The sequence below is a fragment of the Micromonospora sp. WMMD736 genome, assembly GCF_049179015.1.
In the GTDB taxonomy this organism is placed as follows: domain Bacteria; phylum Actinomycetota; class Actinomycetes; order Mycobacteriales; family Micromonosporaceae; genus Micromonospora.
Window position 1 is genome coordinate 1,206,871 of record NZ_JBMHMI010000001.1, and the last position, 23,124, is coordinate 1,229,994.

Annotated in this window: 21 protein-coding genes; 9 read left to right on the forward strand and 12 right to left on the reverse strand. The window is 74.7% G+C overall.

All coding sequences use genetic code 11. The features are described from left to right. The first annotated feature begins 20 nt into the window (after nt 1-20). Genes ACN269_RS05345 through ACN269_RS05355 form a run of 3 tightly spaced genes read left to right on the forward strand, consistent with a single transcriptional unit; the run spans nt 21 to nt 3,434 of the window. Nucleotides 21-824, forward strand: a complete 804-nt coding sequence (locus ACN269_RS05345; protein WP_421471317.1) for an ABC transporter ATP-binding protein — start codon at nt 21-23, stop codon at nt 822-824. Then, the gene (locus ACN269_RS05350) at nt 821-2,875 is read left to right on the forward strand and encodes a penicillin acylase family protein (RefSeq protein WP_421471318.1); all 2,055 of its coding nucleotides are present in this window, start codon (nt 821-823) and stop codon (nt 2,873-2,875) included. The genes ACN269_RS05345 and ACN269_RS05350 overlap by 4 nt, the downstream gene beginning before the upstream one ends. Continuing rightward, nucleotides 2,865-3,434: a GNAT family N-acetyltransferase gene (locus tag ACN269_RS05355; RefSeq protein ID WP_421471319.1), complete on the forward strand. Its 570-nt coding sequence runs from the start codon at nt 2,865-2,867 to the stop codon at nt 3,432-3,434. The genes ACN269_RS05350 and ACN269_RS05355 overlap by 11 nt, the downstream gene beginning before the upstream one ends. A 62-nt stretch (nt 3,435-3,496) precedes the next feature. Here ACN269_RS05355 and ACN269_RS05360 read toward each other — a convergent pair whose 3' ends face one another. From ACN269_RS05360 to ACN269_RS05380, 5 genes are all read right to left on the reverse strand, one after another. Continuing rightward, complete coding sequence (locus tag ACN269_RS05360; protein WP_421471320.1) at nt 3,497-7,210, reverse strand: S8 family serine peptidase; 3,714 nt, start codon at nt 7,208-7,210, stop codon at nt 3,497-3,499. A gap of 224 nt (nt 7,211-7,434) precedes the next feature. After that, nucleotides 7,435-8,040, reverse strand: a complete 606-nt coding sequence (locus ACN269_RS05365; RefSeq protein WP_421471321.1) for a bifunctional 4-hydroxy-2-oxoglutarate aldolase/2-dehydro-3-deoxy-phosphogluconate aldolase — start codon at nt 8,038-8,040, stop codon at nt 7,435-7,437. Next, nucleotides 8,037-8,780, reverse strand: a complete 744-nt coding sequence (locus ACN269_RS05370) for an IclR family transcriptional regulator (protein WP_421471322.1) — start codon at nt 8,778-8,780, stop codon at nt 8,037-8,039. The genes ACN269_RS05365 and ACN269_RS05370 overlap by 4 nt, the downstream gene beginning before the upstream one ends. Nucleotides 8,781-8,783: 3 nt before the next feature. Further along, a complete protein-coding gene (locus tag ACN269_RS05375; protein ID WP_421471323.1) occupies nt 8,784-9,800 on the reverse strand; it encodes a sugar kinase in 1,017 nt (338 codons plus the stop codon). Nucleotides 9,801-9,894: 94 nt separating this feature from the next. After that, on the reverse strand, nt 9,895-10,746 hold the full coding sequence (locus ACN269_RS05380; RefSeq protein WP_421471324.1) for a S1 family peptidase: 852 nt from the start codon (nt 10,744-10,746) through the stop codon (nt 9,895-9,897). Between the two features lie 171 nt (nt 10,747-10,917). On the opposite strand from ACN269_RS05380, the gene ACN269_RS05385 reads away from it, so the two are divergent. Next, the gene (locus ACN269_RS05385) at nt 10,918-12,105 is read left to right on the forward strand and encodes a low temperature requirement protein A (RefSeq protein WP_421471325.1); all 1,188 of its coding nucleotides are present in this window, start codon (nt 10,918-10,920) and stop codon (nt 12,103-12,105) included. A gap of 10 nt (nt 12,106-12,115) precedes the next feature. On the opposite strand, the gene ACN269_RS05390 is transcribed toward ACN269_RS05385, so the two are convergent. Continuing rightward, nucleotides 12,116-12,688: a nucleosidase gene (locus ACN269_RS05390; RefSeq protein ID WP_421471326.1), complete on the reverse strand. Its 573-nt coding sequence runs from the start codon at nt 12,686-12,688 to the stop codon at nt 12,116-12,118. 117 nt (nt 12,689-12,805) lie between these two features. Between ACN269_RS05390 and ACN269_RS05395 the strand changes: the two genes are divergently transcribed. Then, nucleotides 12,806-13,498, forward strand: coding sequence for a response regulator transcription factor (locus tag ACN269_RS05395; RefSeq protein WP_421471327.1), 693 nt, complete (start codon nt 12,806-12,808; stop codon nt 13,496-13,498). Next, complete coding sequence (locus tag ACN269_RS05400) at nt 13,491-14,504, forward strand: sensor histidine kinase (protein ID WP_421471328.1); 1,014 nt, start codon at nt 13,491-13,493, stop codon at nt 14,502-14,504. The genes ACN269_RS05395 and ACN269_RS05400 overlap by 8 nt, the downstream gene beginning before the upstream one ends. Before the next feature lie 12 nt (nt 14,505-14,516). Here the strand turns inward: ACN269_RS05400 and ACN269_RS05405 are convergent, their stop codons facing one another. The 3 genes from ACN269_RS05405 to ACN269_RS05415 are packed head-to-tail and all read right to left on the reverse strand — an operon-like array spanning nt 14,517 to nt 16,599. Further along, nucleotides 14,517-15,251, reverse strand: a complete 735-nt coding sequence (locus ACN269_RS05405; protein WP_421471329.1) for a class I SAM-dependent methyltransferase — start codon at nt 15,249-15,251, stop codon at nt 14,517-14,519. Beyond that, nucleotides 15,248-15,928: a TIGR04282 family arsenosugar biosynthesis glycosyltransferase gene (locus tag ACN269_RS05410; RefSeq protein ID WP_421471330.1), complete on the reverse strand. Its 681-nt coding sequence runs from the start codon at nt 15,926-15,928 to the stop codon at nt 15,248-15,250. The genes ACN269_RS05405 and ACN269_RS05410 overlap by 4 nt, the downstream gene beginning before the upstream one ends. Then, nucleotides 15,925-16,599: a glycosyltransferase family 2 protein gene (locus ACN269_RS05415; protein WP_421471331.1), complete on the reverse strand. Its 675-nt coding sequence runs from the start codon at nt 16,597-16,599 to the stop codon at nt 15,925-15,927. The genes ACN269_RS05410 and ACN269_RS05415 overlap by 4 nt, the downstream gene beginning before the upstream one ends. 145 nt (nt 16,600-16,744) lie before the next feature. Between ACN269_RS05415 and ACN269_RS05420 the strand changes: the two genes are divergently transcribed. Then, nucleotides 16,745-18,133: a hypothetical protein gene (locus ACN269_RS05420; protein ID WP_421471332.1), complete on the forward strand. Its 1,389-nt coding sequence runs from the start codon at nt 16,745-16,747 to the stop codon at nt 18,131-18,133. Nucleotides 18,134-18,614: 481 nt separating this feature from the next. Here ACN269_RS05420 and ACN269_RS05425 read toward each other — a convergent pair whose 3' ends face one another. After that, nucleotides 18,615-19,679: an NAD-dependent epimerase/dehydratase family protein gene (locus ACN269_RS05425; RefSeq protein WP_421471333.1), complete on the reverse strand. Its 1,065-nt coding sequence runs from the start codon at nt 19,677-19,679 to the stop codon at nt 18,615-18,617. 210 nt (nt 19,680-19,889) lie between these two features. Here ACN269_RS05425 and ACN269_RS05430 point away from each other — a divergent pair, with 210 nt between their 5' ends. Together ACN269_RS05430 and ACN269_RS05435 are read left to right on the forward strand one after the other, a co-directional pair. Further along, nucleotides 19,890-21,257: a molybdopterin-dependent oxidoreductase gene (locus ACN269_RS05430; RefSeq protein WP_421471334.1), complete on the forward strand. Its 1,368-nt coding sequence runs from the start codon at nt 19,890-19,892 to the stop codon at nt 21,255-21,257. Beyond that, nucleotides 21,250-21,744 carry a hypothetical protein gene (locus ACN269_RS05435; RefSeq protein ID WP_421471335.1) on the forward strand — a complete coding sequence of 165 codons (495 nt, stop codon included), beginning with the start codon at nt 21,250-21,252 and terminating at the stop codon, nt 21,742-21,744. Before ACN269_RS05430 ends, ACN269_RS05435 begins: the two co-directional genes overlap by 8 nt. Here the strand turns inward: ACN269_RS05435 and ACN269_RS05440 are convergent. Next, a complete protein-coding gene (locus ACN269_RS05440) occupies nt 21,711-22,418 on the reverse strand; it encodes a RibD family protein (protein ID WP_421471336.1) in 708 nt (235 codons plus the stop codon). The genes ACN269_RS05435 and ACN269_RS05440 overlap by 34 nt on opposite strands. Beyond that, a complete protein-coding gene (locus ACN269_RS05445) occupies nt 22,415-23,107 on the reverse strand; it encodes a GTP cyclohydrolase II (protein WP_421471337.1) in 693 nt (230 codons plus the stop codon). The genes ACN269_RS05440 and ACN269_RS05445 overlap by 4 nt, the downstream gene beginning before the upstream one ends. Nucleotides 23,108-23,124 lie beyond the last annotated feature (17 nt).

Here is a 23,124-nt window from a genome sequence, read left to right on the forward strand (position 1 = left end):
CCTCGGAACAAGGAGCACCCATGACCTCCCGCCTCGGCGGCAGCGCGCTGACCCTCGCCTACGACCGGCGCACCATCTCCGAGAACCTCACCGTCGCGGTGCCCGACGGGTCGTTCACGGTGATCATCGGCCCGAACGCGTGCGGCAAGTCGACGCTGCTGCGCGCGCTGTCCCGGATGCTGCGCCCGAGCGCGGGCGCGGTGCTGCTGGACGGCCGGGACATCCACCAGCAGAGCGCCCGCTCGGTCGCCCGCACCCTCGGCCTGCTACCCCAGACGTCCATCGCGCCGGACGGGATCGGCGTGGCCGAGCTGGTCGCCCGGGGTCGCTACCCGCACCAGGGGCTGCTGCGGCAGTGGTCGCGCGAGGACGAGCGGATCGTCGACGAGTCGATGGCCGCGACCGGGGTCGCCGACCTCGCCGACCGGCCGGTGGACGAGCTGTCCGGCGGCCAACGGCAGCGCGTCTGGATCGCGATGGCGCTGGCGCAGCAGACGCCGCTGCTGCTGCTCGACGAGCCGACCACCTACCTCGACATCGCCCACCAGATCGACATCCTCGACCTCTGCGCCCGGCTGCACGAGGAGCAGGGCCGTACGCTGGTCGCGGTGCTGCACGACCTCAACCACGCCGCCCGGTACGCCACCCACCTCATCGCCATGCGCGACGGTCGGGTGGTGGCCTCCGGTGACCCGCGCGAGGTGGTGACCGCCGACCTGGTCGCCGAGGTGTTCGGGCTGCCCTGCCGGGTGATCGACGACCCGGAGACCGGCACCCCGCTGGTCGTACCGGCCGCCCGCCGACGCGCGGCCGAGCCGGCATGACGGCCCGACGGTTCCGCGACCCGTGGGGCGTGCCGCACGTCCGCGCCGACGATCCGCTCGCCCTGGCCGCGGCGCAGGGCCGGGTGACCGCGTACGACCGGGCGTGGCAGATCGAGGTGGAGCGGCACCGGTCGCAGGGCACCAGCGCCGCCTTCCTCGGCGTCGACGCGCTGGGCTGGGACCGCTTCGCCCGGCAGGTCCGGCTGGACGACACCGCCCGCCGCTGCCACGCCAACCTGGACGCGGCAACCGCCGAGTGGGTGGGCGCGTACGTGGCCGGGGTGAACGCCGGCCTCGCCGCCGGGGCGGCCCGCGCGCCGGAGTTCGCCGCCGTCGGGCTCACCCCGGGCCGGTGGGAGCCGTGGACGCCGCTCGCGGTGTGGCTCGGGCACCACATCCTGTTCGCGGGGTTCCCGGGCAAGCTCTGGCGCGAACACGTCGCGCGGACCCTCGGCCCGGCGGCGGTCGACGCGTTCGCCACCGACGGGCCGGCCGTCGCCGGCAGCAACGGGTGGCTGCTCGCCGGTTCCCGCACCGCCAGCGGCGCGGCGCTGCTGGCCGGCGACCCGCACCGGATCCTGGAGGACCCGGGCGTCTACCAGCAGATCCGGCTGGCCTGCCCGGAGTACGACGTGGTCGGCCTGGCCGTGCCGGGCGTGCCGGGCATCGCGCACTTCGGCCACACCGGCCCGGTCGCCTGGGCGATCACCAACGCGATGGCCGACTACCAGGACGTCTACGTCGAGCGGCTGCGCCGGCACGACGGCGGCGTACGGGCACTCGGCCCGGACGGCTGGCGGGAGGCGTCCGTCCACGTCGAGACCGTCGAGGTGGCCGGCGCGGACCCGGTCGAGGTGGAGATCGTCGAGACCGACCGGGGCCCGGTGATCGCCGGCGGACCGGACGACGAGACGGCGCTGAGCCTGCGCTATCCGCCCCGGGTCACCGGTGAGCTGGGCTTCGCGGCGATACCGGAGCTGCTGCGGGCCCGCGACGTGTCCGATGTGGATGCCGCCCTGCGGCACTGGGTGGAGCCCGTCAACGTGGTGCAGGCGGCCGACACCGCCGGGGGCCTGCTGCACCGGGTCGCCGGTGCCGTGCCCGTGCGGCACCCGGACAACGGCCGGCGGCCCGTCCCGGCGTGGGAGACCGCGTACGCCTGGCAGGGCTGGTACGCGCCGATGCCCCGGGCCGAGGTGACCGGCCGGGCGGTGATGGCCAACGAGCGCGGGCTGTCCGCGCCGCTCGGCGTCGAGTTCGCGCCACCGCACCGGGCGCGGCGCATCGCCGACCTGCTGGACGCCGGCCGGGACCACACCGTCGACGACCTGGCCGCGATCCACACCGACACATACCTCGGGTCGGCCGGGGCACTGCTGGGGGTGCTCGACGCGGTGACCGGGCTCGGTGAGGCCGCCGCCGCGCTGCGCGACCGGCTGCGGCGCTGGGACCGGCGGATGGACGCCGACAGCGTCGACGCCGCCGACTTCGCCCTGCTGCGCGCCGCCGTCGTACGCCGGATCGCCGACCATCCGGCGCTGGCCGCGCTGGCCGCGCTGGCCGCGTACCCCGAGGTGTTCGCGCCCTGGTTGGCGCTGACGCCGCGGGTCGGTTACGCGCTGGAGCACCTGCTCGGCACGGCCCCGCTGCCCGGCGTGGACGTCGCGGCGGTGGTGCGCGCGGCGGCCGAGGAGGTCGCGGCCGCGACGGACGGCACGGTGCGCTGGGGTGACCTGCACCGGCTGACGGCCTGGCGGGCCCTGCCCGACCCGGACGCCCCGCCCGGGCCGCGCCTGCACGGCGACCACGACTGCGTGCTGGCCACGTCGAGCGTGCCGGGGGTCACCCACGGGTGCTTCCGGGGGCCGGCCGCGCGGTACGTCTGGGACCTGGCCCGGCGCCACGACAGCCGGTGGGTGGTCCCGTCCGGCGCGAGCGGGGTGCCCGGCGACGCGCACCACGACGACCAGCGGTCCGCGTGGCTGACCGGCGACCTGCTGCCGGTGACCACCGACTGGGACCGCCTCACCGAGGAGCCGGATGAGCACTGACCGACCGCACCACCGACGTGACGTGCCCGGGTTCGGCGTCGTCACCATCGCACCGGTACGCCCCGACGACGACGCCGACCTGCTGCACGGTTGGGTCACGATGGACCGGGCCCGGTTCTGGGGGATGCGCGGGGCCAGCCGCGAGCGGGTCCGCGAGATCTACGCGTACCTGGATTCACTGACCACCCACCACGCGTACCTGGTGCACCGCGACGGCGTGCCGGCGGCGCTGGCGCAGACGTACGAGCCCGGGGCCGACCCGGTCGGCGAGCACTACGAGGTGCGCCCGGGCGACATCGGCGTCCACCTGCTGGTGGCGCCCCCGGTGACCGCCGAGCCGGGCTTCACGGGCGCCCTGTTCGGCGCGATCCTGGCGTTCGTCCTCGCCGACCCGGGACGGCTGCGGATCGTCATGGAGCCGGACGTGCGCAACGACCGGATGCACCGGCGGCTGCTGCGCAGCGGCTTCCGGCCCGGCCCGGAGATCGAGCTGCCGGAGAAGCGGGCGCGGCTGTACTTCCTCGACCGGCCGGAGAGCGCCGGCCGCGCCACCGGCTGATTCCCGTGATCGCGACGGCCGCCGGTCGGGGTGCGCGCACCCCGACCGGCGGCCGATCGTTTCTAGCGCAGGCCGAACGCCCTCGTGATGCTCTGGCTCACGGTGTTGCCGGCCGCGTCGCGCGCGGTCGTCCGCAGGCTCACGAAACGGGCCTTCGTCGGCGCGTCCAGCGCGGTACGCCAGCCGTCACCGTGCCGGGTGAGGCGCGGCTTCTGCCAGGTCGTGCCGTCGTCGTAGGACACCTCGACGGTCACCGCGCCGACCGTGGCCGTGACACCGGGCAGCTGGGAGGCCACCACGGTGAGCGGCGCCCGCCGCGACGCCGTACCGTCGCGGTCGATGGCCACCCGGTAGTCGAGCTGGATCATGGGCAGCACCTCGGACGACTCCGCGCCGGTGGCCGCCGAGCTGAAGCCCCACTCGGTGCGGGTCTGCCGGGAGTACGGGTTGGTCCAGGCGGCCCGGTCGTTCTCCACCACCAGGCGGTACGGCAGGCGCTGCGCCGCCAGGCCGCCCACCTGGAGGTACTCGGCGTTGCCCCAGTTCAGCTCCCTCTCCCCCTGGTAGAGCGTGGTCCGGTTGACCATGTCGTAGTTGGCGTACGCCTCACCGATGTGCCCGTCGCCGTCACCCCACCCGGGCGCGGGCAGATACAGGGTGTCCAGGTAGCGCACGGGCACGTAGCTCCCGCCCATGCGGGGGCGTTGGATGGGCCCGAACCAGGTGACCGTGCTCGGCTTGTTCGCCGCGTAGGTGGCCACCGCCATCGGGTGCTGCCCGGTCTCCCCGGGGATGAACGCGTCGTCGAGCCAGCGCTGGTCGGCGCTCACCCAGTCGGTACGCCGACCCTGCGCCGGTGCGGGCTCCTGGTTGCCCGACGCCCAGCCCCGCCAGATGTCGTTACGGAACTCCAGCGCCCGGCCCTGCCGGTAGTTGCGGAACTCCACGTCCACCCGGGCCAGCTGCCGCTTCGTCACCCGGTAGGTGGGGTCGGCCGGCACCGCGCCGGACCAGTGGTGTGCCACGTCGTACAGGTAGGTCGTCTCCGGGTGCGACTCGACGGTCAGCCGCACCGGGCCGCGCTCCAGCGCGGCGACGAGCTGGTCACCCTCGTCGGCGGTGAGGGTCGCCACGGTCAGCGGGGCAGGGCTGTCCGGGCCCCACATCGGCTCGTCCCACGGCTGGAGCCGGCCGACGCCGTCGTTGACCACCAGCAGCAGCTTGGCCCCGGCCGCCGCGGCGGCCTGCGCCTGCGTGGCGACGTCCACGGTGTCGCTGCGCCGGACCACCACGGCCCGGTCCCGGACCGGCCGCTTCGCCAGCCCGGCCGCCGACGCGTCGGCGACGTAGACCGCGTCGAGCTGGCGACGCCCCGCCGGCAACGCCGGGGTCGAGCGCTTCACCCGCAGATCGTCGTACGACCGGCCGTCGGCCGCCACGGTCAGCACCGGCTGTTCCAGCCGCCACCGCGCGCCGAACTCGAACTCGCCGTCGGTCACCGCGGGGCTCGTCGGCAACGCCCACATGCTGTCGTACGAGTCGTCGGGCAGCACCTGACTCTCGGTGAGACTGTCGCCGGTGGAGCGGTGGATGTCCATCCGCAGCGAGGTGGCGGTCGCCTCCTGCGGCACCTCGGCCCGTACCTGCCGGGCCTTGCGCGCGTCCAGGGTGACCGTGCGGTCGGCGCTCAGGTCGACGTCGACGAAGCTGAGCATCGCCATGCCCTTGGAGCGCGGCCCGGTCACCCCGCGCACGTCGGCGGTGAGCCAACCGGACCAGCTCGCCACCGGCAGCCGCAGCGTCGCGGTGCCGCTCTCGGGCAGGTCGACGGCGGTGAACAGGCCGTCGGTGGTGAGCAGGACCTTGCCGGCGAGCGGCTTGCCGTCGCGGTCCTTCGCGACCAGCGTCAGGTTCTGCCGCTGACCCTCCTTGCCCGCTCCGATCAGGGTGCGACCGCGGACCGTACCGGCGTCGTCCGTCGCGACGATCACGCCGCTGACCTGCTTCTCCACCGGCAACTTGTCGTACGCGGCGGTGAGGGTGACGGTGGCGGTGCCGTTCGCGGGCACGGTGACCGTGTCGGCGGAGAGCGCGAACAGGCCGCCCGGTGCGCTCGGCGCGTCGATGGCCAGCTTCAGGGTGACCGGGGCGTTCCCGGTGTTGGTGTAGGTGACCGTCCGGTCGACTGTCCCGCCGGGCTGCTGCGGCCAGCCCTGGAAGCCGGAGTAGGCGCTCGGGGTGGCGAAGACCGTGGCGTGTACGGCGGCGACGGCGTCCACCCGCCCGGCCCCGGCCTGGTACGGGGTGTAGCCGGGGGTGGCCTTTACGGTGCTGACCAGCGCCTCCTTGATGCGCTGACCGGTCCAGTCCGGGTGCGCGGCGGCGACCAGCGCGGCCGTGCCGGCCACGTGCGGAGTCGCCATCGAGGTGCCGCTCATCAGCGTGTAGTCGCCGGAGCCGCCGCGCACCAGGTGCGAGCGGGCGGCCAGGATGTCCACGCCCGGCGCGGTGATCTCGGGCTTGAGCCCACCGTCGCCGGCGCGTGGGCCCTGGCTGGAGAAGTCGGCGAGGTGGTCGGTCGAGTCGACGGCGCCCACGGTGAGCGCGGAGTTCGCCGCGCCGGGGCTGCCGATGGTCGCCGGGCCGCTGTTGCCGGCGGCGATCACGAAGAGCGCGCCCGTCTCGGCGCTGAGCCGGTCCACGGCCTGGCTCATCGGGTCGCTGCCGTCGGTGGCCTCACCGCCCAGGCTCATGCTGATGACCCGGGCCTTCTGCTCCCGGGCCGCCCACTCCATGCCGGCGATGATCCACGAGTCCTGCCCGCTGCCCTCGCTGTTGAGCACCTTGCCGACGTGTAGCCGCGCGCCGGGGGCGACGCCCCGCTCGACGCCACCGGACGCGGCGCCGCTACCGGCGATCGTGGAGGCGACGTGCGTGCCGTGGCCCTTGTAGTCGAGGATGTCGGGCTCGCTCGGCACGAAGCTGCTGGACCCGGCGATCTGGCCGGCGAGGTCCGGGTGCTCGGCGTCCGCCCCCGAGTCGAGGACCGCGACGTCGACACCCGCGGCGGTGTTCCCCTCGGCCCACAGCTTCGGCGCGCCGATCTGCGCGGTGGACTCGGCGAGGTCACCGTGTACCCGGCCGTCCAGCCAGACCTTGGCGATGCCGCCCGCGAGGTTCGGTGTGTCGCCGGTCCGGCGGGCCGTTCCGCCGGTCAGTGCGCCCCAGAACTTCTCGGCGCTCTCGCGCGGGCGGTTCAGTGCCGCGCCCCGCACGCTGTCCAGGGGCCGCACCAGCTCGGACCCGTCCACGGTGGGACGGGTACGGGCGCGGGCCGCGGCGTCGGTGAGGGTGACGATCAGCGGCAGCCCGTTGACGTGCGCGTCGTCGTACCCGTCGGCGATCAGGTCGGTGACGTTGAACAGCCGGCGGTCCAACAGGCCACCGGTGACGTACGGCAGCGCGGCGTCCGGGTAGACGTAGGTGTCGCCGTCGAGCACCGTGCGGTGGAAGGTCGGCGTGCTGCCGTCGGGCCGGCGAACGGCCGAGACGGTGCTGCCGTCGGCGGCCGTGGTGACCGTGACGACGTCCCCGGTGATCAGGGTGACGGTCGACGCTCGACCCGGGGCGGCGGGCGGCTGGCCGGTCGGGCGGGTGGGGTTGCCGGGCGGGGCGGCGGACGCCCCCGTACCGGGTGGGGTGAACCCGGCGGTCAGAGCGAGGGCGGTACCGAGGGCGATCAGCCCGGATCGGCGACGCCTGGGAGACAGAGCCACGATGACCTCTTTGTGTCGAGGAGCGGTACGCAGCACAGCATCAAGGCAACGCCCGGCTGTCCCACCCCGCCCACCCCGGCGCGTTCACGCCATGGCACAAACCCGCCACCCCCAACCGCCACCCTCCTCCGGCGCCGATCTTGCACTTACTGTCGCCGATGCGCCCCGATTCACGACTTTCGTCGGGACAGAGACTGCAAGATCGCCGCGTGGAGGGCCGGGGGTCAGGGGTGGGTTGTCAGTTTGGCCAGGTGGTCCAGCTGGGTGGGGTCTGACAGAGCTGAGCCGACTGCTGCCACTCGGACGCCGGCGTCCAAGAAGGACTTGGCGTTGGTGGCGTCGAGGCCACCGGTGGCGACGAAGCTCAGTTGCGGGAAGGGGCCGGCCATGGCCTTGAACCAGGCCGGGCCGAGGGAGATCGCGGGGAACGCCTTGAGCCAGGTGAGTCCGTGCCGCAGCGCCGCCTGCGCCTCGGTGGGGGTGGCCACGCCGGGCAGGTGCGGCAGACCGCGCGCGGCGGCGGCGTCGGCCACCGCGAGGTCCAGGCCGGGCGCGACGGTGAACGCGGCGCCCGCGTCGGCGGCCGCCGTGACCGTCTCGTCGTCGAGGACCGTGCCGGCGCCGACGATCCGGCCCCGCGCGGCACCCGCCTCGACGGCGGCGCGCAGGGCGGGCACCGCGTCGGCGGTGGCGACCGGCACCTCCACCACCTCGATGCCGAGGTCCCAGGCACGCTCGGCGAGCCGGACCGTCTCGGCGACCGGCAGGCCGCGCAGGATCGCCATTACCCGGGCACCGCCGAAGATGTGCGCGAAGTCCGTTGTGGTCATGGGCCACTCCATCCGAGGTCGCGGGAGATCTGCTGGGTGGTGGCCAGCAGTCGGGGTAGTAGGGCGCGCAGGTCGGCGAGGGTGGCCACCACCGTCGGCGCGGTCACCGACACCGCGGCCGTGACCGCGCCGTCGGCCTGCCGGACCGGCGCGGCCACACAGGTGATCAGCGGCTCGAACTCGCCGTCGTCGGCGGCCCAGCCCCGCGCCACGACAGCCGCCAGTTCCGCGCGCAGCGCCGCCGGGTCGCAGATGGTGGCCGGGGTGTACGCCGGCAGCGCGCCGCCGTCGAGCAACAGGTCCACCCGGGACGCCGGACCGTACGCGAGCACCACCTTGCCCACCCCACTGGCGTGCAGCGGCGCGGTGCGGCCGATCCGGGAGTACATGCGTACCTGGCCCCGGGCCTCGATCTTGTCCACGTAGACGAGGTCGTCGTCGACCACCTGGGCGAGGTGGATGGTGTGCCCGCAGTCGCGGCCCAGCGCCGCCAGGTGGGGGCGGGCCACCGCGCGGACGTCCAGGGAGTCCAGGGCCTGCTGGGCGAGGTCGATCAGCCGCAGGCCCACCGTCCAGCCGCCGTCGGCGCGACGCGCGAAGCCACCCGCCTCGAGCGTCTGTAGCAGCCGCAGCGCGGTGGACTTGTGCACGCCCAGGTGGGTGGCCACGCCGCCGAGCTGCGCCGGCTCGCGGGCCAGGAGTTCGAGCACGCGCATCGCCCGGTCGACACCCTCGGACACCGCTCAGCCCTCTGCTCGCGCGGCGGTCAGGTCCGGGGGCGACCAGGGGCCGTCGAGCAGCCGCTCGAACCACGACCACGGTGGTACCGGCGCGCTGTCACCGGTGCTGCCCAGCGCCTGCGCGGCGACGAGGTGACCGAGGCGCAGCCGTCGCGTCGGGTCGAGGTCGCGCAGCAGCCCGGCCAGGTAGCCGGCGGCGAAGGCGTCACCGGCGCCCACCGGCTCCACCACCGACACGCGGGGGGCCGGTACGACGACCGGCTCGGCGTCGCGGACCAAGACTGTGGCGCAGACCGCGCCGTCCTTGACGACCACCGCCTGTGGACCGGGCAGCAGTCGGCGAACGGCGGCCGGGTCACTCGTGCCCCAGAGGGCGTACGCCTCGTCCTGCCCGACGAAGACCAGGTCGCTGCGGTCGGCCAGGTCGCGCAGCACGGGCGCGGCCCGGTCGGCGGGCCAGAGCCGGGCCCGGTGGTTGACGTCGAAGCTGACCAGCGCGCCCGGTAGCGGTCGGTCGGTCACCGCGCGCTCGACCAGCGCCCGGCAGGAGGCCGAGAGCGCCGGGGTGATGCCGGACAGGTGCAGCACCCGCGCGCCGGCCAGCCGCGGGTCGGCCACCGTGTCGCCGTCCATCCGGGACGCGGCCGAGCCGGCCCGGTAGTAGTGCACGGCGGTGGCCGTGGGGCCGGGGTCCTTGACGTAGAGGCCGGTGGGTGCGGCCGGGTCCACCGCCACCAGGTCGACGTCGACGCCGGTGTCGGCCACGTGCCGGACGACCAACCGGCCGAAGGGGTCGTCGCCGACCCGGCTCACCCAGGTCGCCCGGTGGCCGAGTCGGGCCAGGTAGCCGGCCACGTTGGACTCCGCGCCGCCGACGGAGACGGTGACGCGTTCGGCGTGCTCCAGCGGTTCACCGACGGGCGGGCAGAGCATCACCATGGTTTCGCCCACCGTGACCACCTCGGCCGGCGGCGGGCCGGTCGAGGTGGTCGCGGGGTCTGGTCGGGGCTCGCTCGGCATGGCGGCGCACGTCCTCGGGGAGGGGTCCGGGGTCCCGCCGAGCCTAGGCGCGTTGTGCCACGTGGGCAACCCGTTGCGGAGAGCGCAACGGCAATCAGGGCAGGGTCAGTCCGTACGCCGCCAACACCTCCGCGATCGGCTGGTAGTAGGTCGTCCCGCCGGAGGTGCAGTTGCCGCTGCCCCCGGACAGGATGCCGATGATCGTGCCGGTGGACGCCACGTACAGCGGCCCGCCGCTGTCCCCCGCCTCGGCGCAGATGTTGGTGCGAATCAGGCCGTACACCACGCCGGTGGCGTAGTTGACGGTCTGGTTGAGCGCGGTGACCGTGCCGCAGCGCACGCCGGTGGTGGAACCGCTGCGGCACACCGCCTGACCGACGTACGCGGTGCCGGGGCCGTTGATCGCCAGCAGCCCGGGATAGGTGTAGACGGCGCTCGGATGCGCGATCCGGCCCGTGTATCGGATCAGCCCGTAGTCGTTGCCCGGGTAGCTGGTGCCGGTACGGGTGCCCAGGACGGTGGTCTGCGCGCTGTCGGCGTACCAGGTGCCGACGGTCGCGGTGCAGTGCCCGGCGGTGACCACGTAGTACGTGCTGCCGCTGCGCACGTTCGCGCCCAGCGAGCAACGGCTGCCGCCGCCGTAGATGCCCTGGCCGGCGGCGATCAGGGTGCGCAGCGCGCCGGGCGTCCGACGCAGCAGCGCACCGGCGCGGTCGGTCACCGCCCGCAGCCTCGCCAGTTCGGCGGGCGCCACCGTGTCGTCGACGGTGACGGTCATCCGGCCGCTGGCCGGGTCGACACCCCAGGCGACGCCCGGTGTGCGTACCCCGGACAGGACGCCGGCCGCGTCGGGCGCGGCACGGTCGGAAAGGGCCGCCTGCGCCGCGCCCGGCGCGACGAGCAGGAGGGCGGTCAGGACGAGGGCGACGAGCGGCGTACGACGCATCCGAACCTCCGACGGAGATCGAAATATATGGATTGTCGACAAGCGTCGCCCGGGTACGACCGCGTGGCAACCTCCGGTCGCCCTCTTCCCCGGTCAGCGGGAATCGCCAATCCGGGGACGCGCCGCGCCCCCGCCGCCGATAATCCTCCAAGACACGGCGGGAGGCCGGGCATGACCACCGGAGGCACCGCGGCGCTGGTACGCCGGCCGGACGGGTCGACCCGGGCGACGCTGCTCGAACTGCTCTTCGACGTGGTCTTCGTGGCCGCGCTCGCGCAGACCTCGAAGCTGCTCGCCGACCAGCAGTCCTGGGCCCGCAGCGCGGGCGTGCTCCTGATGCTCACGGCCATCTGGTGGACCTGGTCGGTCACCACCACCACGACCGAGTTCTACGACCCACAACAGCGCCCGATCCAGGCGATCCTGATGGTCGCCATGGTCGGGTCGGTCGGGATGGCGGCATCGCTGCCGATGCTCACCATGGCGCAGGCGCTGACCTTCGCGTTCGCCTACGTCGGCACCCACGTGATACGCGGCATCGTCCTGGTCAGCGCGTTGTACCGGCAGCGGCACCCGGCAGCCATGGCGCGGGCCACCCGGTTCCTGTTCTGGTTCCTGGTGTCCGGCGTCCTCTGGATCGCCGGTGTGACGGCCGACAGGCAACGCTGGTGGATCTGGACCATCGCGATCGCGATCGACGTGCTCGCGGCCGCGGCGCGCTACCCCACCCCGTGGCTGGGCCGGGTGCCGCTCGGCCAGTACGACCGGACCACCGCGCACCTCGGGGAGCGGTACCAGCAGTTCGTCATCCTGGCCCTCGGCGACATCATCCTGGTGCCCACCCTGGAACTCAGCCGCAGCGAGTTCGACCGCTCCCGGATCATCGCGTTGCTCTGCGCGTTCGCCATCATGCTGCTGCTCTGGCAGATCTACGTCTTCCGGGCCGGCCAGTTGCTCGAGGCGGCGGCCGCCTCGGTACCCGGCCGATCCACCCGGATCGCCCCGTACACCCATCTCGTGCTGCTGGTCGGCGTGGCCCTCTCGGCGGCCTCCTTCGACCTGGTCGTCGACCGTCCGACCGGCACGACCCCGGTGCGGTGGCTGATGCTGATCGTCGGCGGGCCGCTGCTGTTCGTGCTCGGCCGAGCGCTGTTCGCCTATCTGCTGTCCGCCCGCGTGCCGTGGCGGCGGGTGGCGTCGCAACTGCTGCCCCTGCTGGTGCTGCCCTGGGCGGGCGGCTGGCCACCGGTGCTGGTCACCGCGATCGTGGCCGTCGCGCTGGCCGGGCACGTGGCGGCCCCCGGTGCCGGCGACCGGGAGACCACGCGAGGCCTCAGCCCTCGCAAGCGCGCCGGATGACCGGCACCGGTCAGGCGAGGTGTCGGCCCACCCACTCGGCCAGGTCGCGGGCACAGTCGTCCACCGACTCCCGCCACGTCCGGGCCGCGCCCTCCCCCGCCTCGTCACTGACCTGCTTGATGAGCCGACACGGCACCCCGGCCTGCGCGGCGGCCCAGGCCACCGCGTACCCCTCCATGTCCACCAGGTCGGCGCGCTGCGCCAGCCGGTCCCGCGCGTCGTCGTCGGCCACGAAGGTGTCGCCGGTGGCCAGCACCGCGCCCTCGGCGGCCAGCGCGAGCGGCGCGCCGTAGGTCTGACCGGTGAGGGTACGCAACAGAGCCGTGTCCAGGTCGTGCTGGAGCACGGTGGCGATCTCGTGGATACCCGTCCAGCCGGGGCGCAGCGCGCCGGCCGTACCCAGGTTGAGCAGCAGGCTGGGACGCGGCCCCGCGGCCAGCACCGCCGCGACCGCGCTGGCGGCGTTGACCTTGCCCATGCCGGTGAGCAGCACCGGCAGCTCGTCCGGTAGGTAGCGGGCCTCCTCCCCGACGGCGAGCACCACCAGCGGACGATCGGCGCGGACCGTACCCCGAAGAATCACCGGAGCATCGTACGGGTCGCCGCCGACCGACCTTCCCCGCGCCGTAAGAGAACCGCAAGGTCTGCCCCTCCGGGTCCGTCGGCGGCCCTGGCTAGGCTGGCCGCGGGGAGGTGACCGGTGGCGCAGCGGGTACTCGTGGTCGACGACGACCGGACGGTCAGCGACGTGGTCTGCCGCTACCTGGAACACGCCGGGTACGAGGTGAGCCACGTCGCGGACGGGCTGGCCGCCCTCGACGCCGTCCAGGACCGGCCGCCGCACCTGGTCGTCCTGGACCTGATGCTCCCCGGCCTGGACGGGTTGCAGGTGTGCCGGCGACTGCGGGAACGGCCGGACGGCGTACCCATCATCATGCTGACCGCCCGGGGCGACGAGGCGGACCGGGTGCTCGGGCTGCAACTGGGCGCCGACGACTACCTGGGCAAGCCGTTCTCGCCGCGCGAGCTGGTGCTGCGGGTCGGTTCGGTGCTGCGCCGGGCCGGCGAACCCGCCGCGCCAGCCGCCGAGCTGCTCAGCGACGCGGGGTTGGAGGTGTACACCGGCCCTCGGATCGCCCGCCTGCACGGCCGCGAAATGGCCCTGACGCTGCGCGAGTTCGACCTGCTGGCCCACCTGATGCGGCACCCGACGCGGGCGTTCAAGCGCGCCGAGCTGCTGGAACGCGTGTGGGGGTGGAACTTCGGCGACCAGTCCACGGTGACGGTGCACGTCCGCCGGTTGCGGGAGAAGATCGAGGACGACCCGGCCGAGCCACGACGGATCGTCACGGTGTGGGGCGTCGGCTACCGGTACGAGCCGTCCGATGCGTGACCTGGCACTGATCTTCGGGGCGGCGCTCGCGGCCGCGCTCGGCGTGGGCCTGTTCGGCGCGCTGACCCTGCGGTTGCTGCGACGCCGGTCGATCACGGTGCACGTGTGCGTCCTGCTCACCATCACCGTGGTCGCCGTGGTGGCGGGGGTGGTGGTCGTCGCCCAGGCGATGTTCCTGTCTCCGCACGACCTCCAGGTCGTCCTGCTCACGGTCGCCGCGGCGGCCGTGGTGAGCCTGGGGGTGGGCTGGTACTTCGGGCGTCGCCTGGCCGCGGCCGCGGTGTGGGCGGCCCAGGCCCGGGAGCGGGAACGCCGGGTCGAGAAGGGCCGCCGGGACCTGGTGGCCTGGGTGTCGCACGACCTGCGGACACCGCTGGCGGGCCTGCGGGCGATGGCCGAGGCGCTGGAGGACCGGGTGGTCGACGACCCGGCGACGGTCGCCGAGTACCACCGGCGGATCCGCGTGCAGACCGATCGGATGACCCGACTCGTCGACGACCTGTTCGAGCTCTCCCGGATCAACGCCGGCGCGCTGCGCCTGACCCTGTCGGCGGTGCCGCTGGGCGAGGTGGTCTCGGACGCCCTCGCCGGCACCGCGCCGCTGGCGAAGGCCCGGCGCATCCGATTGGAGGCCGCCGAGTCGGGCTGGCCCACCGTGCTGGCCAGCGAACCCGAGCTGGCCCGGGTGGTGGGCAACCTGCTGCTCAACGCGGTGCACTACACGCCGAGCGACGGCACGGTGCGGGTGGACGCCGGGTGTGAACGCGACGCCGCCTGGCTGGCCGTCGCCGACACCTGCGGCGGCATCCCCGAGGACGACCTGCCCCGACTGTTCGACGTGGCGTTCCGGGGCGAGCCGGCCCGGACGCCCCGCCCCGGTGGCGAGGGTTCCGGCGGTCTGGGACTGGCGATCGTGCGCGGGCTGGTCGAGGCGCACGGCGGTCGGGTGGACGTGCAGAACGTCGGGGGTGGCTGCCGGTTCGTGGTGCGCCTGCCGGCGGCCTGACGCCCCGCCTTCTCAGCGGTTCGCCCGCAGCTCACCGAACCAGCGCCGGCCCTGCCGGAACACGTCCTGAACCGCCAACCCGGCGGCGTCGGCGACCGCGGGCACGGCGCGCGCGTCCACCCGGGCCCAGCGGAACACCGGGCCCAGCAGCACGCGGCCGGCCCGCTGCTCGGCGGCCACCCGGGCCTGACCCTGCCACGACCCCGCGCCGGGCGGCTCCAGCTCGACCAGGACCGTGCCACCCGGTGCGAGCAGGTCCCGGCAGCGGCGCAGCAGCGCCACCGGCTCCCCGCCGATGCCGATGTTCCCGTCGATCAGGACCGCGTGCGCCCATCGGCCCTCGGCGGGCAGCGGCCCGAACACGTCGCCGTGCACCGCCACCGCGCCACGGGCCCGGGTGAGCCGCACCGCCGTCGGCGAGACGTCCACGCCGACCGCCGTCATGCCGGCCCGGGTCAGCGCCACGGTGAGCCGACCCGGCCCGCACCCGAGGTCGAGCGTCGGGCCGCCGCAGCGGGCGACGAGGCCGGCGACCGCCGACTCGGCCGTGCCGTGCCAGCGGTCCACCGGGAGCCGGCTACGGACACCGTCGCCGTGTACCAGCCACCGCCGCAGGGCCAGGCGGTCGGCGGCGAGCGCGGCGGCGAAGGGGTCGCCGGATCCGTCGTACCCCCGGGTCGGTGTCGGCGCGGACGGCGACCGGACCGGCGGCGCGGCCTGCACCGGGGCGGTGTCCACGGGGTTCACCGTCGGACCTCCGGCAGCAGGGTGAGGCGGACCGCCGCGACCTGTCGGGCGAAGCGGCCACCGGGAACCTCGACGGCCACCGCGAGGGCGTCGGACCACTCGTCGACGTCCCGCAGGACCGGCAGTGGCGCGGTCCGCAGGCCACGCCCGGTCAGGGCCGCCCAGGTGTCGCGTGCGGTGTCGGATGTCGACATGGGCACGTCCCGCAACACCCGGGCGTGCAGTGGGTCGCGCAGCCCCAACGACCACCAGCCGCCGTCGTGGGCCCGGCCGAGCACCGCGTCGGCGGCGCGCAGCCCCGCCACCGCCGCGGTCAGCCGGCCCGGCGTCACCTGCGGGGTGTCCATCCCGATCTGCACCACCGGCCGCCCGGGGTACGCGGCAGCGACATCGGCGTACGCGTTGGCGAGCCGCTCGCCGAGCCCGGTGCCGCGCTGCTCCAGTACCGACCAGCCGTGCAGCGCGGTGGTCAGGGCGTCGGCGTCCTCGGCCTCGGCCAGCCGACCCGACCAGGCCAGCACGGGAGTGACACCGGGGGTGGCGCGGACGGCGTCGAGGGTGTCGCGCAGCGCGGCGGCGGCGATCCGGGCCGCCTGGGCCGGCGTGACCGGTGGGCAGAGTCGCGTCTTCACCGCCCCCGCGACGGGCGCCTTGGCGACCACCAGCAGGACGGTCACCGAGAGCCGTCCACGGTCCGCAGCACACCGGCGAAGTCACGGGTGGCCCGCAGGGTGCCCCGCACCGATCCGGAGACCTTGGACCGGGTGCCGGCGGCCCGGGGCGCATAGCTGACGTCCCTCTCGTGGATGCGCCAGCCGGCGGCGGCGGCCCGGATCAGCAGTTCCAGGGGATAGCCGAAGGCCCGGTCGGTGACACCGAGGTCGAGCAGCGCCTGGCGGCGGGCCACCCGGATCGGGCTGAGGTCCCGCAGCGGTACGCCCCGACGGCGCAGCAGCGCGGCGACCAGCGCCGTGCCGGCACGGGCGTGCCACGGCCACACTCCCGCCCCGACCGGCCGACGCCGCCCCACGCTGAGGTCGGCCGTGCCGGCGGACACGGGTGCGACCAGGGCCGGCAGCTCGGCGGGGTCGAACGATCCGTCGGCGTCGAGGACGCACACCAGCTCGGCGTCGGCGGCCTCCAGACCGGCGTGCACCGCCGCGCCGTAGCCGCGCCGGGCTTCGTGCACCACCCGGGCGCCGTACCGGACGGCCACCTCGGGCGAGCCGTCCCGGGAGCCGTTGTCCACCACGATGGCCCGGTAGCCGGGCGGCAGCGCGGTGAGCACACCCGGCAGGGCGGCTGCCTCGTCCAGGCAGGGCAGCACCACGTCGATCTCAGTCGCCATACCGCCGACGCTAGGGCGACGTCCGCCCGGCGGAGGTCGGAATGTGCTTACCGAACCCTTACCGCCCGGGCATTTCTTACCGTCCGGTGACAGGCCGCCGATTGGCGAGCGCGGGGGTGGACTGTCCCCGTACCGTCCGGTGGTCATGGCCTCGACCACCGTTCACGCCGCCGCCCCCGGGCGGACCCCACCTCGCCGCCCCGCCGGAGACCTCCTCGTGCTGGGCCTGGAAGCGGCGCTGCTCGGCGTCGCCGTGCTGGTGGGGGCCCTGCTCAACGCGCGCGGCGTCGGCCTGCACGCGGACGCCGCTCCGCTGTACGCGACGTGGCGGCCACACGTGGGCTGGGGTAGCCCGGCCGCGCTGGTGGTGGCGGTCGCGGTGGTGGGCTGGGGAGTCCGGTGGGCCCGCACCGCCCGGTGGGGTCGCCTGCTGGCTGTCGCGTGGCTCACGGCGGTCGCCTGGACGGTGTCGTTGGCCCTGGTCGACGGCGCGTCGGCGGGGCTGACCCGACGGCTCACCCCGCAGGCCGAGTACCTGCACGAGGTTCCCGGGGTGACCGACATCCCGACCATGCTGGCCGGATTCACCAGCCGCATCGTGGACTTCCAACCCGACTCCTGGTCCACCCACACCGCCGGCCACCCGCCGGGCGCGCTGCTCGTCTTCGTCTGGCTGGACCGCGTCGGCCTCGGCGGAGGCACCGCCGCCGCGCTGGCCTGCGTCCTGCTCGGCGCCACGATCGCGGTGTCGGTGCCGGTGACCCTGCGCGCGCTCGGCGCACCCGACGCGGCCCGCGCGGTGGTGCCCTTCCTGGTGCTGCTGCCGGGGGCCGTCTGGGTGGGTGCCTCCGCCGACGGCATCTTCGCCGCCGTGGTCGCCGCCGGTCTGGCGCTGCTGGCCGTCCGGGGCCGCGTGGCCGCCCTGGCCGGGGGCGCGGTGCTCGGCTTCGCGCTGCACCTGTCGTACGGATTCCTGCTGGTGGGTGTACTCGCGCTGGCCGTGGTGGCGCTGCGCCGTACCCATCGACTGGGCGCGCTGCTCGCCGCCGCCATCGGCGTCGCGGCCGTGACGGCGGTGTTCGTCGCGGCGGGGTTCCACTGGTGGGACGGCTACCAGCTGGTGGTCCAGCGCTACTACCAGGGCTGGGCCGCCGACCGCCCGTACGCCTACTGGGTGTGGGCCAACCTGGCCGCGCTGCTGCTCAGCGCCGGCCCGGTCCTGGGGCCGGCGCTGCGCCGGGCGCTGGCGGCCGCGCCCGGCTGGCGGGCCGCCGGGCGGTTGGCCCTGCCTGCGGCAGCACGAGTACGCGCAGCCGGGCCCACGGTGCTGCTACCGCTGGCGGCCCTGGTGGCGGTCATCGGCGCGGACCTGTCCGGGCTGAGCAAGGCGGAGGTGGAACGGATCTGGCTGCCGTTCGTCGGCTGGCTACTGGTGGCCACCGCCCACCTGCCGGCCGCCTCGCGGCGCTGGTGGCTGGCCGCGCAGGCGCTCACCGCCCTGGCCGTCAACCACCTGCTCTGGACGGTCTCCTAGAACCGACGCTCGGTCGCGCGTGCGACGCACTCGCCGCACGGCACGGTGCGGGCGGCGATGTCCCGGCAACGCGGCGCGGCGCGGGGCGGCGCGGGGCGGGCAACGCGGCGCGGGGCGGCCCGGCGCGGGCAGCGCAGGCGCAGGCGCGCGGCGGTCATGCGGGTAGGGCCAGGGGCACGGTGTACGCGGACAGCCGGATGCCCGACCACCTCAATGAGCGTGATGACTGTGCGGCATCAAGATGCCGCACAGTCATCACGCTCGCAGGAGCGGCAACGCCTCCCCGGCGGCCAAGAACCCCTCCCCGGACGGCAGCGACGTAGAGAACCGCCAGCCCCGCGCTCCCCGCCCCTTGACGCGTCGATCTTGCGGTTTCGGTTGCCGATATGGACTGTGTGCCCACATCTGTCGCAGCAGAAAGTGCAAGATCGGCGCACGACCGGCCCGGCGGGGCGGGGCGGGGCGGGGCGGGGCGGTGCGGTCAGCCTGCTACGGCGGCTGGTTCGCGGAGCGGGTCGGTGGCGAAGCTGGCCACGCCGTCGGCGAAGCCGACCCGGGCGGTGTAGCCGAGCAGTTCCGTGGCCCGGCGCGGATCGGCGACCACATGGCGTACGTCGGCCGCGCGTGCGCCGCCCACCACCTGCGGGGCCGGTCCACCCATCGCCTCGGCCAGCGCGGCCGCCAGCTCGCCGACGGTGTGCGGCTCGCCCGAGCAGACGTTCACCGGCACCAGGGTGGCCGACGGCAGGTCACTGGTGAGCGCCAGCAGGTTGGCCCGCGCCACGTCGGTGACGTGCACGAAGTCCCGCCGTTGCCGGCCGTCCTCCAACACGCGGGGGGCCACGCCGGCCGCCAGCGCCGACCGGAAGATGGACGCCACTCCGGCGTACGGGGTGTCGCGGGGCATCCGAGGGCCGTAGACGTTGTGGTAGCGCAGCGCCCACACCGTCCCACCGGTCTGCCGGGCCCAGGCGGCGGCCAGGTGTTCCTGCGCGAGCTTGCTGGCGGCGTACGTGCTGCGCGGCTCCAGCGGCGCGTCCTCGGGCACGAGCACCGGTTCGAGTCCCCGACCACAGTGGGGGCACGTCGGGTCGTACCGGCCGGCCGCCACATCCTCGGTCCGCCGGGGCGCGGGGCGCACCGTGGCGTGCTCGGGGCAGGCGTAGCGCCCCTCGCCGTACACCACCATTGAGCTGGCCAGCACCAGACGGCCGATCCCGGCCCGGTGCAGGGCGGCCAGCAGCACGGCCGTGCCGTAGTCGTTGTGCGTGACGTAGTCCGGGCCGTCCGACGGGTCCAGGCCGTGGCCGACCATCGCCGCCTGGTGACAGACCGCGTCCACACCGGGCAGCAGGCGGTCCAGCAGAGGGCCGTCCCGGACGTCGCCGCGCACCACCTGGTGCTCACGGGACCAGGCGGGCAGCTCCCCGCCGTGCGCCTGGGGCAGGAGCGCGTCCAGCGCCACCACCTCGTGGCCCTGCCCGACGAGCAGGTCGACGACCTGCGACCCGATGAACCCGGCCGCGCCGGTGACCAGTACCCGCATGTCGGACACGGTAGGGCCGGTAGGGCCCCCGGCGGACCGGTTCGGCGCAGCCGTAAGGAGTTCGCAACAGCTCGACGGGCGGCGGGGCCCGGTAAGCGTTCGGTAATGCGTAAACCCCGTTCCGCCGTACCCCTGGGGTCTAACCTGCCGGCAGTGCCCGCCGCCCGACGGACCGGCGGCGGCAGGCGGGACGCGCGGAGGGAGCAGCGAGTGCCAGGAGGCAGGCCCGGTCCGGGCGGCAGCGGGGCCCGGACGGCGGAGGCGGACGGCTACGGCGCTCCGCGCCGGCTCTGGCGCGGGCTGGCCCGGCGTCGTCCGCCGGGTGTGGACGCGGCCGAACGCGCCTGGCGCAGCCCGTTGCGCGGCCCCTGGCTCACCGCCGTCTACGGGTCGGCGCTGCTGGTGGCGCTACCCCTGGTGATCGTCACGGGGCTGCTCGACTACGCCGCCTACGGCCCCCGTTTCGATCAGGCGTTCCCGCAGGACGTGGGGTGGCTGCGGCTGCCCGTCTTCGACTGGCCGACGCGGCCGTCCTGGCTGTTCCGGGTGACCCAGGGTCTGCACGTGACGCTCGGGATCGTGCTCGTGCCGGTGGTGCTGGGCAAGCTCTGGTCGGTGCTGCCGAAACTGTTCGACTGGCCGCCGGCCCGCTCGGTGGCGCAGGTGCTGGAACGGCTCACCCTGCTGCTGCTGGTCGGCGGCATCCTGTTCCAGATCGCCACCGGTCTGCTCAACATCCAGTACTCGTACGTGTTCGGCTTCGACTTCTACACCGCCCACTACTTCGGCGCGTGGATCTTCACGGCGGCCTTCGTGGCGCACGTGATCATCAAGTTTCCCCGGTTGGTGACCGCGCTGCGGTCCCGTCCGCTGGGCACGGAACTGCGCACCTCGCGTGCCGACACCCGACCGGAGCCGCCCGACCCGGACGGTCTGGTCGCGACCGAGCCCGGGCCGGCCACGGTCAGCCGGCGCGGGGCGGTGACCCTGGTGGGCGGCGGCGCGCTGCTGCTGGCCGTGCTGACCATCGGGCAGAGCCTGGACGGTCCACTGCGGCGTACCGCGCTGCTGCTGCCCCGGGGGCGACAGCCCGGCACCGGACCGAACGGCTTCCCGGTCAACCGCACCGTCGCCGCCGCCGGGGTACGCCCCGAGCAGACCGGCGCGAGCTGGCGACTGACCCTGCGCGGCGGTGGGCGAACGGTGACCCTGGACCGACCCGGCCTGCTGGCCCTGGCCCAGCACACCGCCGCGCTGCCCATCGCCTGTGTGGAGGGCTGGTCGACCCGGCAGCGGTGGACCGGCGTACGTCTTCGTGACCTGGCCGCGCTCGCCGGTGTGCCCGACCCGGCCTCGGCGCGGGTGTCGTCACTGGAGCAGGCCGGGCTGTTCCGTACCGCGGTGCTCGCGGCCAACCAGGTCCTCGATCCCGACTCGCTGCTGGCCCTGCGGGTCAACGGCGTCGACCTCTCCCCCGACCACGGCTACCCGGCCCGGGTCATCGTGCCCGCCCTGCCCGGCGTGCACTGCACCAAGTGGGTCGCCGAGATCGACTTCCGGGGGCGGACCGATGACTGAGCGGGTCGGGCCGAAGCCCGGGCCGACCAGCCGGCTGCGGGCGGCCTACGGCGCCGCTTCCTGGCATCTCGCCCTGGTGACGGTGGTGATCGTGCTCGCCGGCTGGGTGGCGCTCCGCCTCGCCGACGAGGCGACGTTCGGCCGGATGCTGCTCTGGTTCGTCGGCGCGGTCGTCGCGCACGACCTGGTGCTGTTCCCGGTGTACGCGAGCATCGACCGCGTGCTGCGCGCGGCGGCACGCGGTCGGGTCGCGCTGCTCAATCACGTGCGGGTGCCGGCGCTCGGCACGGCGCTGCTGTTCCTGGTCTACTCCCCCGGCATCCTGCGCTGGGGCGAGACGACCCACGAGGCGGCCACCGGCCAGACCCAGCGGCCGTACCTGCTGCGCTGGCTGGCGCTCAGCGGGGCGCTCTTCCTGCTCAGCGCGCTGACGTACGCGCTGCGGCGTCGTGGTCAGTCGTCGGGGCAGCGGTCGGAGAGCGCGTAGCGCAGCAGCACCACGTCGCCGATCTGGCGCGTCTCGGCCAGCCGGGCCCGGCGGCCCGGGTGCCAGGGGAAGCGGCCCTCGTCGACGAAGCGCGGCGCCCGACGGTCGCCGACGAAGAACGGGGCGACGACCAGGTGCAGCTCGTCGGCGAGGCCGGCGGTGAGGAATTGGGCGTGCACCGTCCCGCCACCTTCGACCATCAGGCGGCGTACACCCCGTGCCGCCAGGTCGGCCAGGACCCAGCCGAGGTCGACCGGCTCTCCCCCGTCGATGACGGTGGCCACCCCGCCGACCCGCTCCCGGGTCTTGTCCAGCGCGCCGGTGGCGCAGTAGACCAGCCGGGTGGAGTCGCCCGCGGTGAAGAACCGGGCGGTCGGGTCGAGGTCCCCGCGTGCGGTCAGTGTCACCTTGGCCGGCGAGGCAGGTCGGCCGCCCGCCACCCGTTCGGTCTGCCGGGCCGCCGATCGCACCAGCAGGCGGGGGTCGTCGCGGCGGACGGTGGCGGCCCCGACCAGGATCGCGTCACAGCCGGCCCGGACCGCGTCGACGCGGTCGAGGTCGTCCTCGTTGGACAGCAACAGACGGTGGTCGGAGGCGTCGTCGATGTACCCGTCGATGGAGGTGGCGCAGCTCAGCAGCACGTAGGGCCGTGGCGACGCCGGCCGGCAGCTCACCGGGCTACGGACCGGTCAGGGCCCGCCTGCGCCTCGGCCGCTGCCGCCTCCGCCGCCTCGACCTCGGCCGCCTTGGCGGCCTTCGCGGCCAGGTAGTCGGCGTTGGCCGGGGAGAGGAAGATGCTGGTGGGGACGCGTTCCACGACGTCGATGCCCAGCCGGGTCAACTGTTCGGCCTTGTCGGGGTTGCTGCTGAGCAGGCGTACGCGTGGCACGTCGAGCGTGGCCAGCATCTGCGCGGCGGCGGTGTAGTCGCGCTCGTCCTCGCCCCGGCCCAGCGCCACGTTGGCCTGGTAGGTGTCCAGGCCGGCGTCCTGGAGGGCGTACGCGTCGAGCTTCGCGTACAGGCCGATGCCCCGGCCCTCCTGGCGCAGGTAGAGCAGGAACCCGCCGGTCTCGGTGATCCGCTGCACCGCCTCGCGCAGTTGCGGCCCGCAGTCGCAGCGCTGGCTGCCGAACACGTCCCCGGTCAGGCACTCGCTGTGCGGGCGGACCAGCGGCGGTTCGCCACCGGCGGCGGCCCGGTCCAGCGCGCCCGCCCAGTCGCCGAGGCCGAGGGCGAGGTGTTCACGACCGTCCACCAGCCCCTTGAACGTGAACACCCGGACGGTGGTGGTGTAGCCGTCGGGGAACGCCAACGGCACCGTGACCTGCGTACGGACCGTGGCAACCGGCAGTGCTTCGGGCATGGGACTCCTTCGTCCGG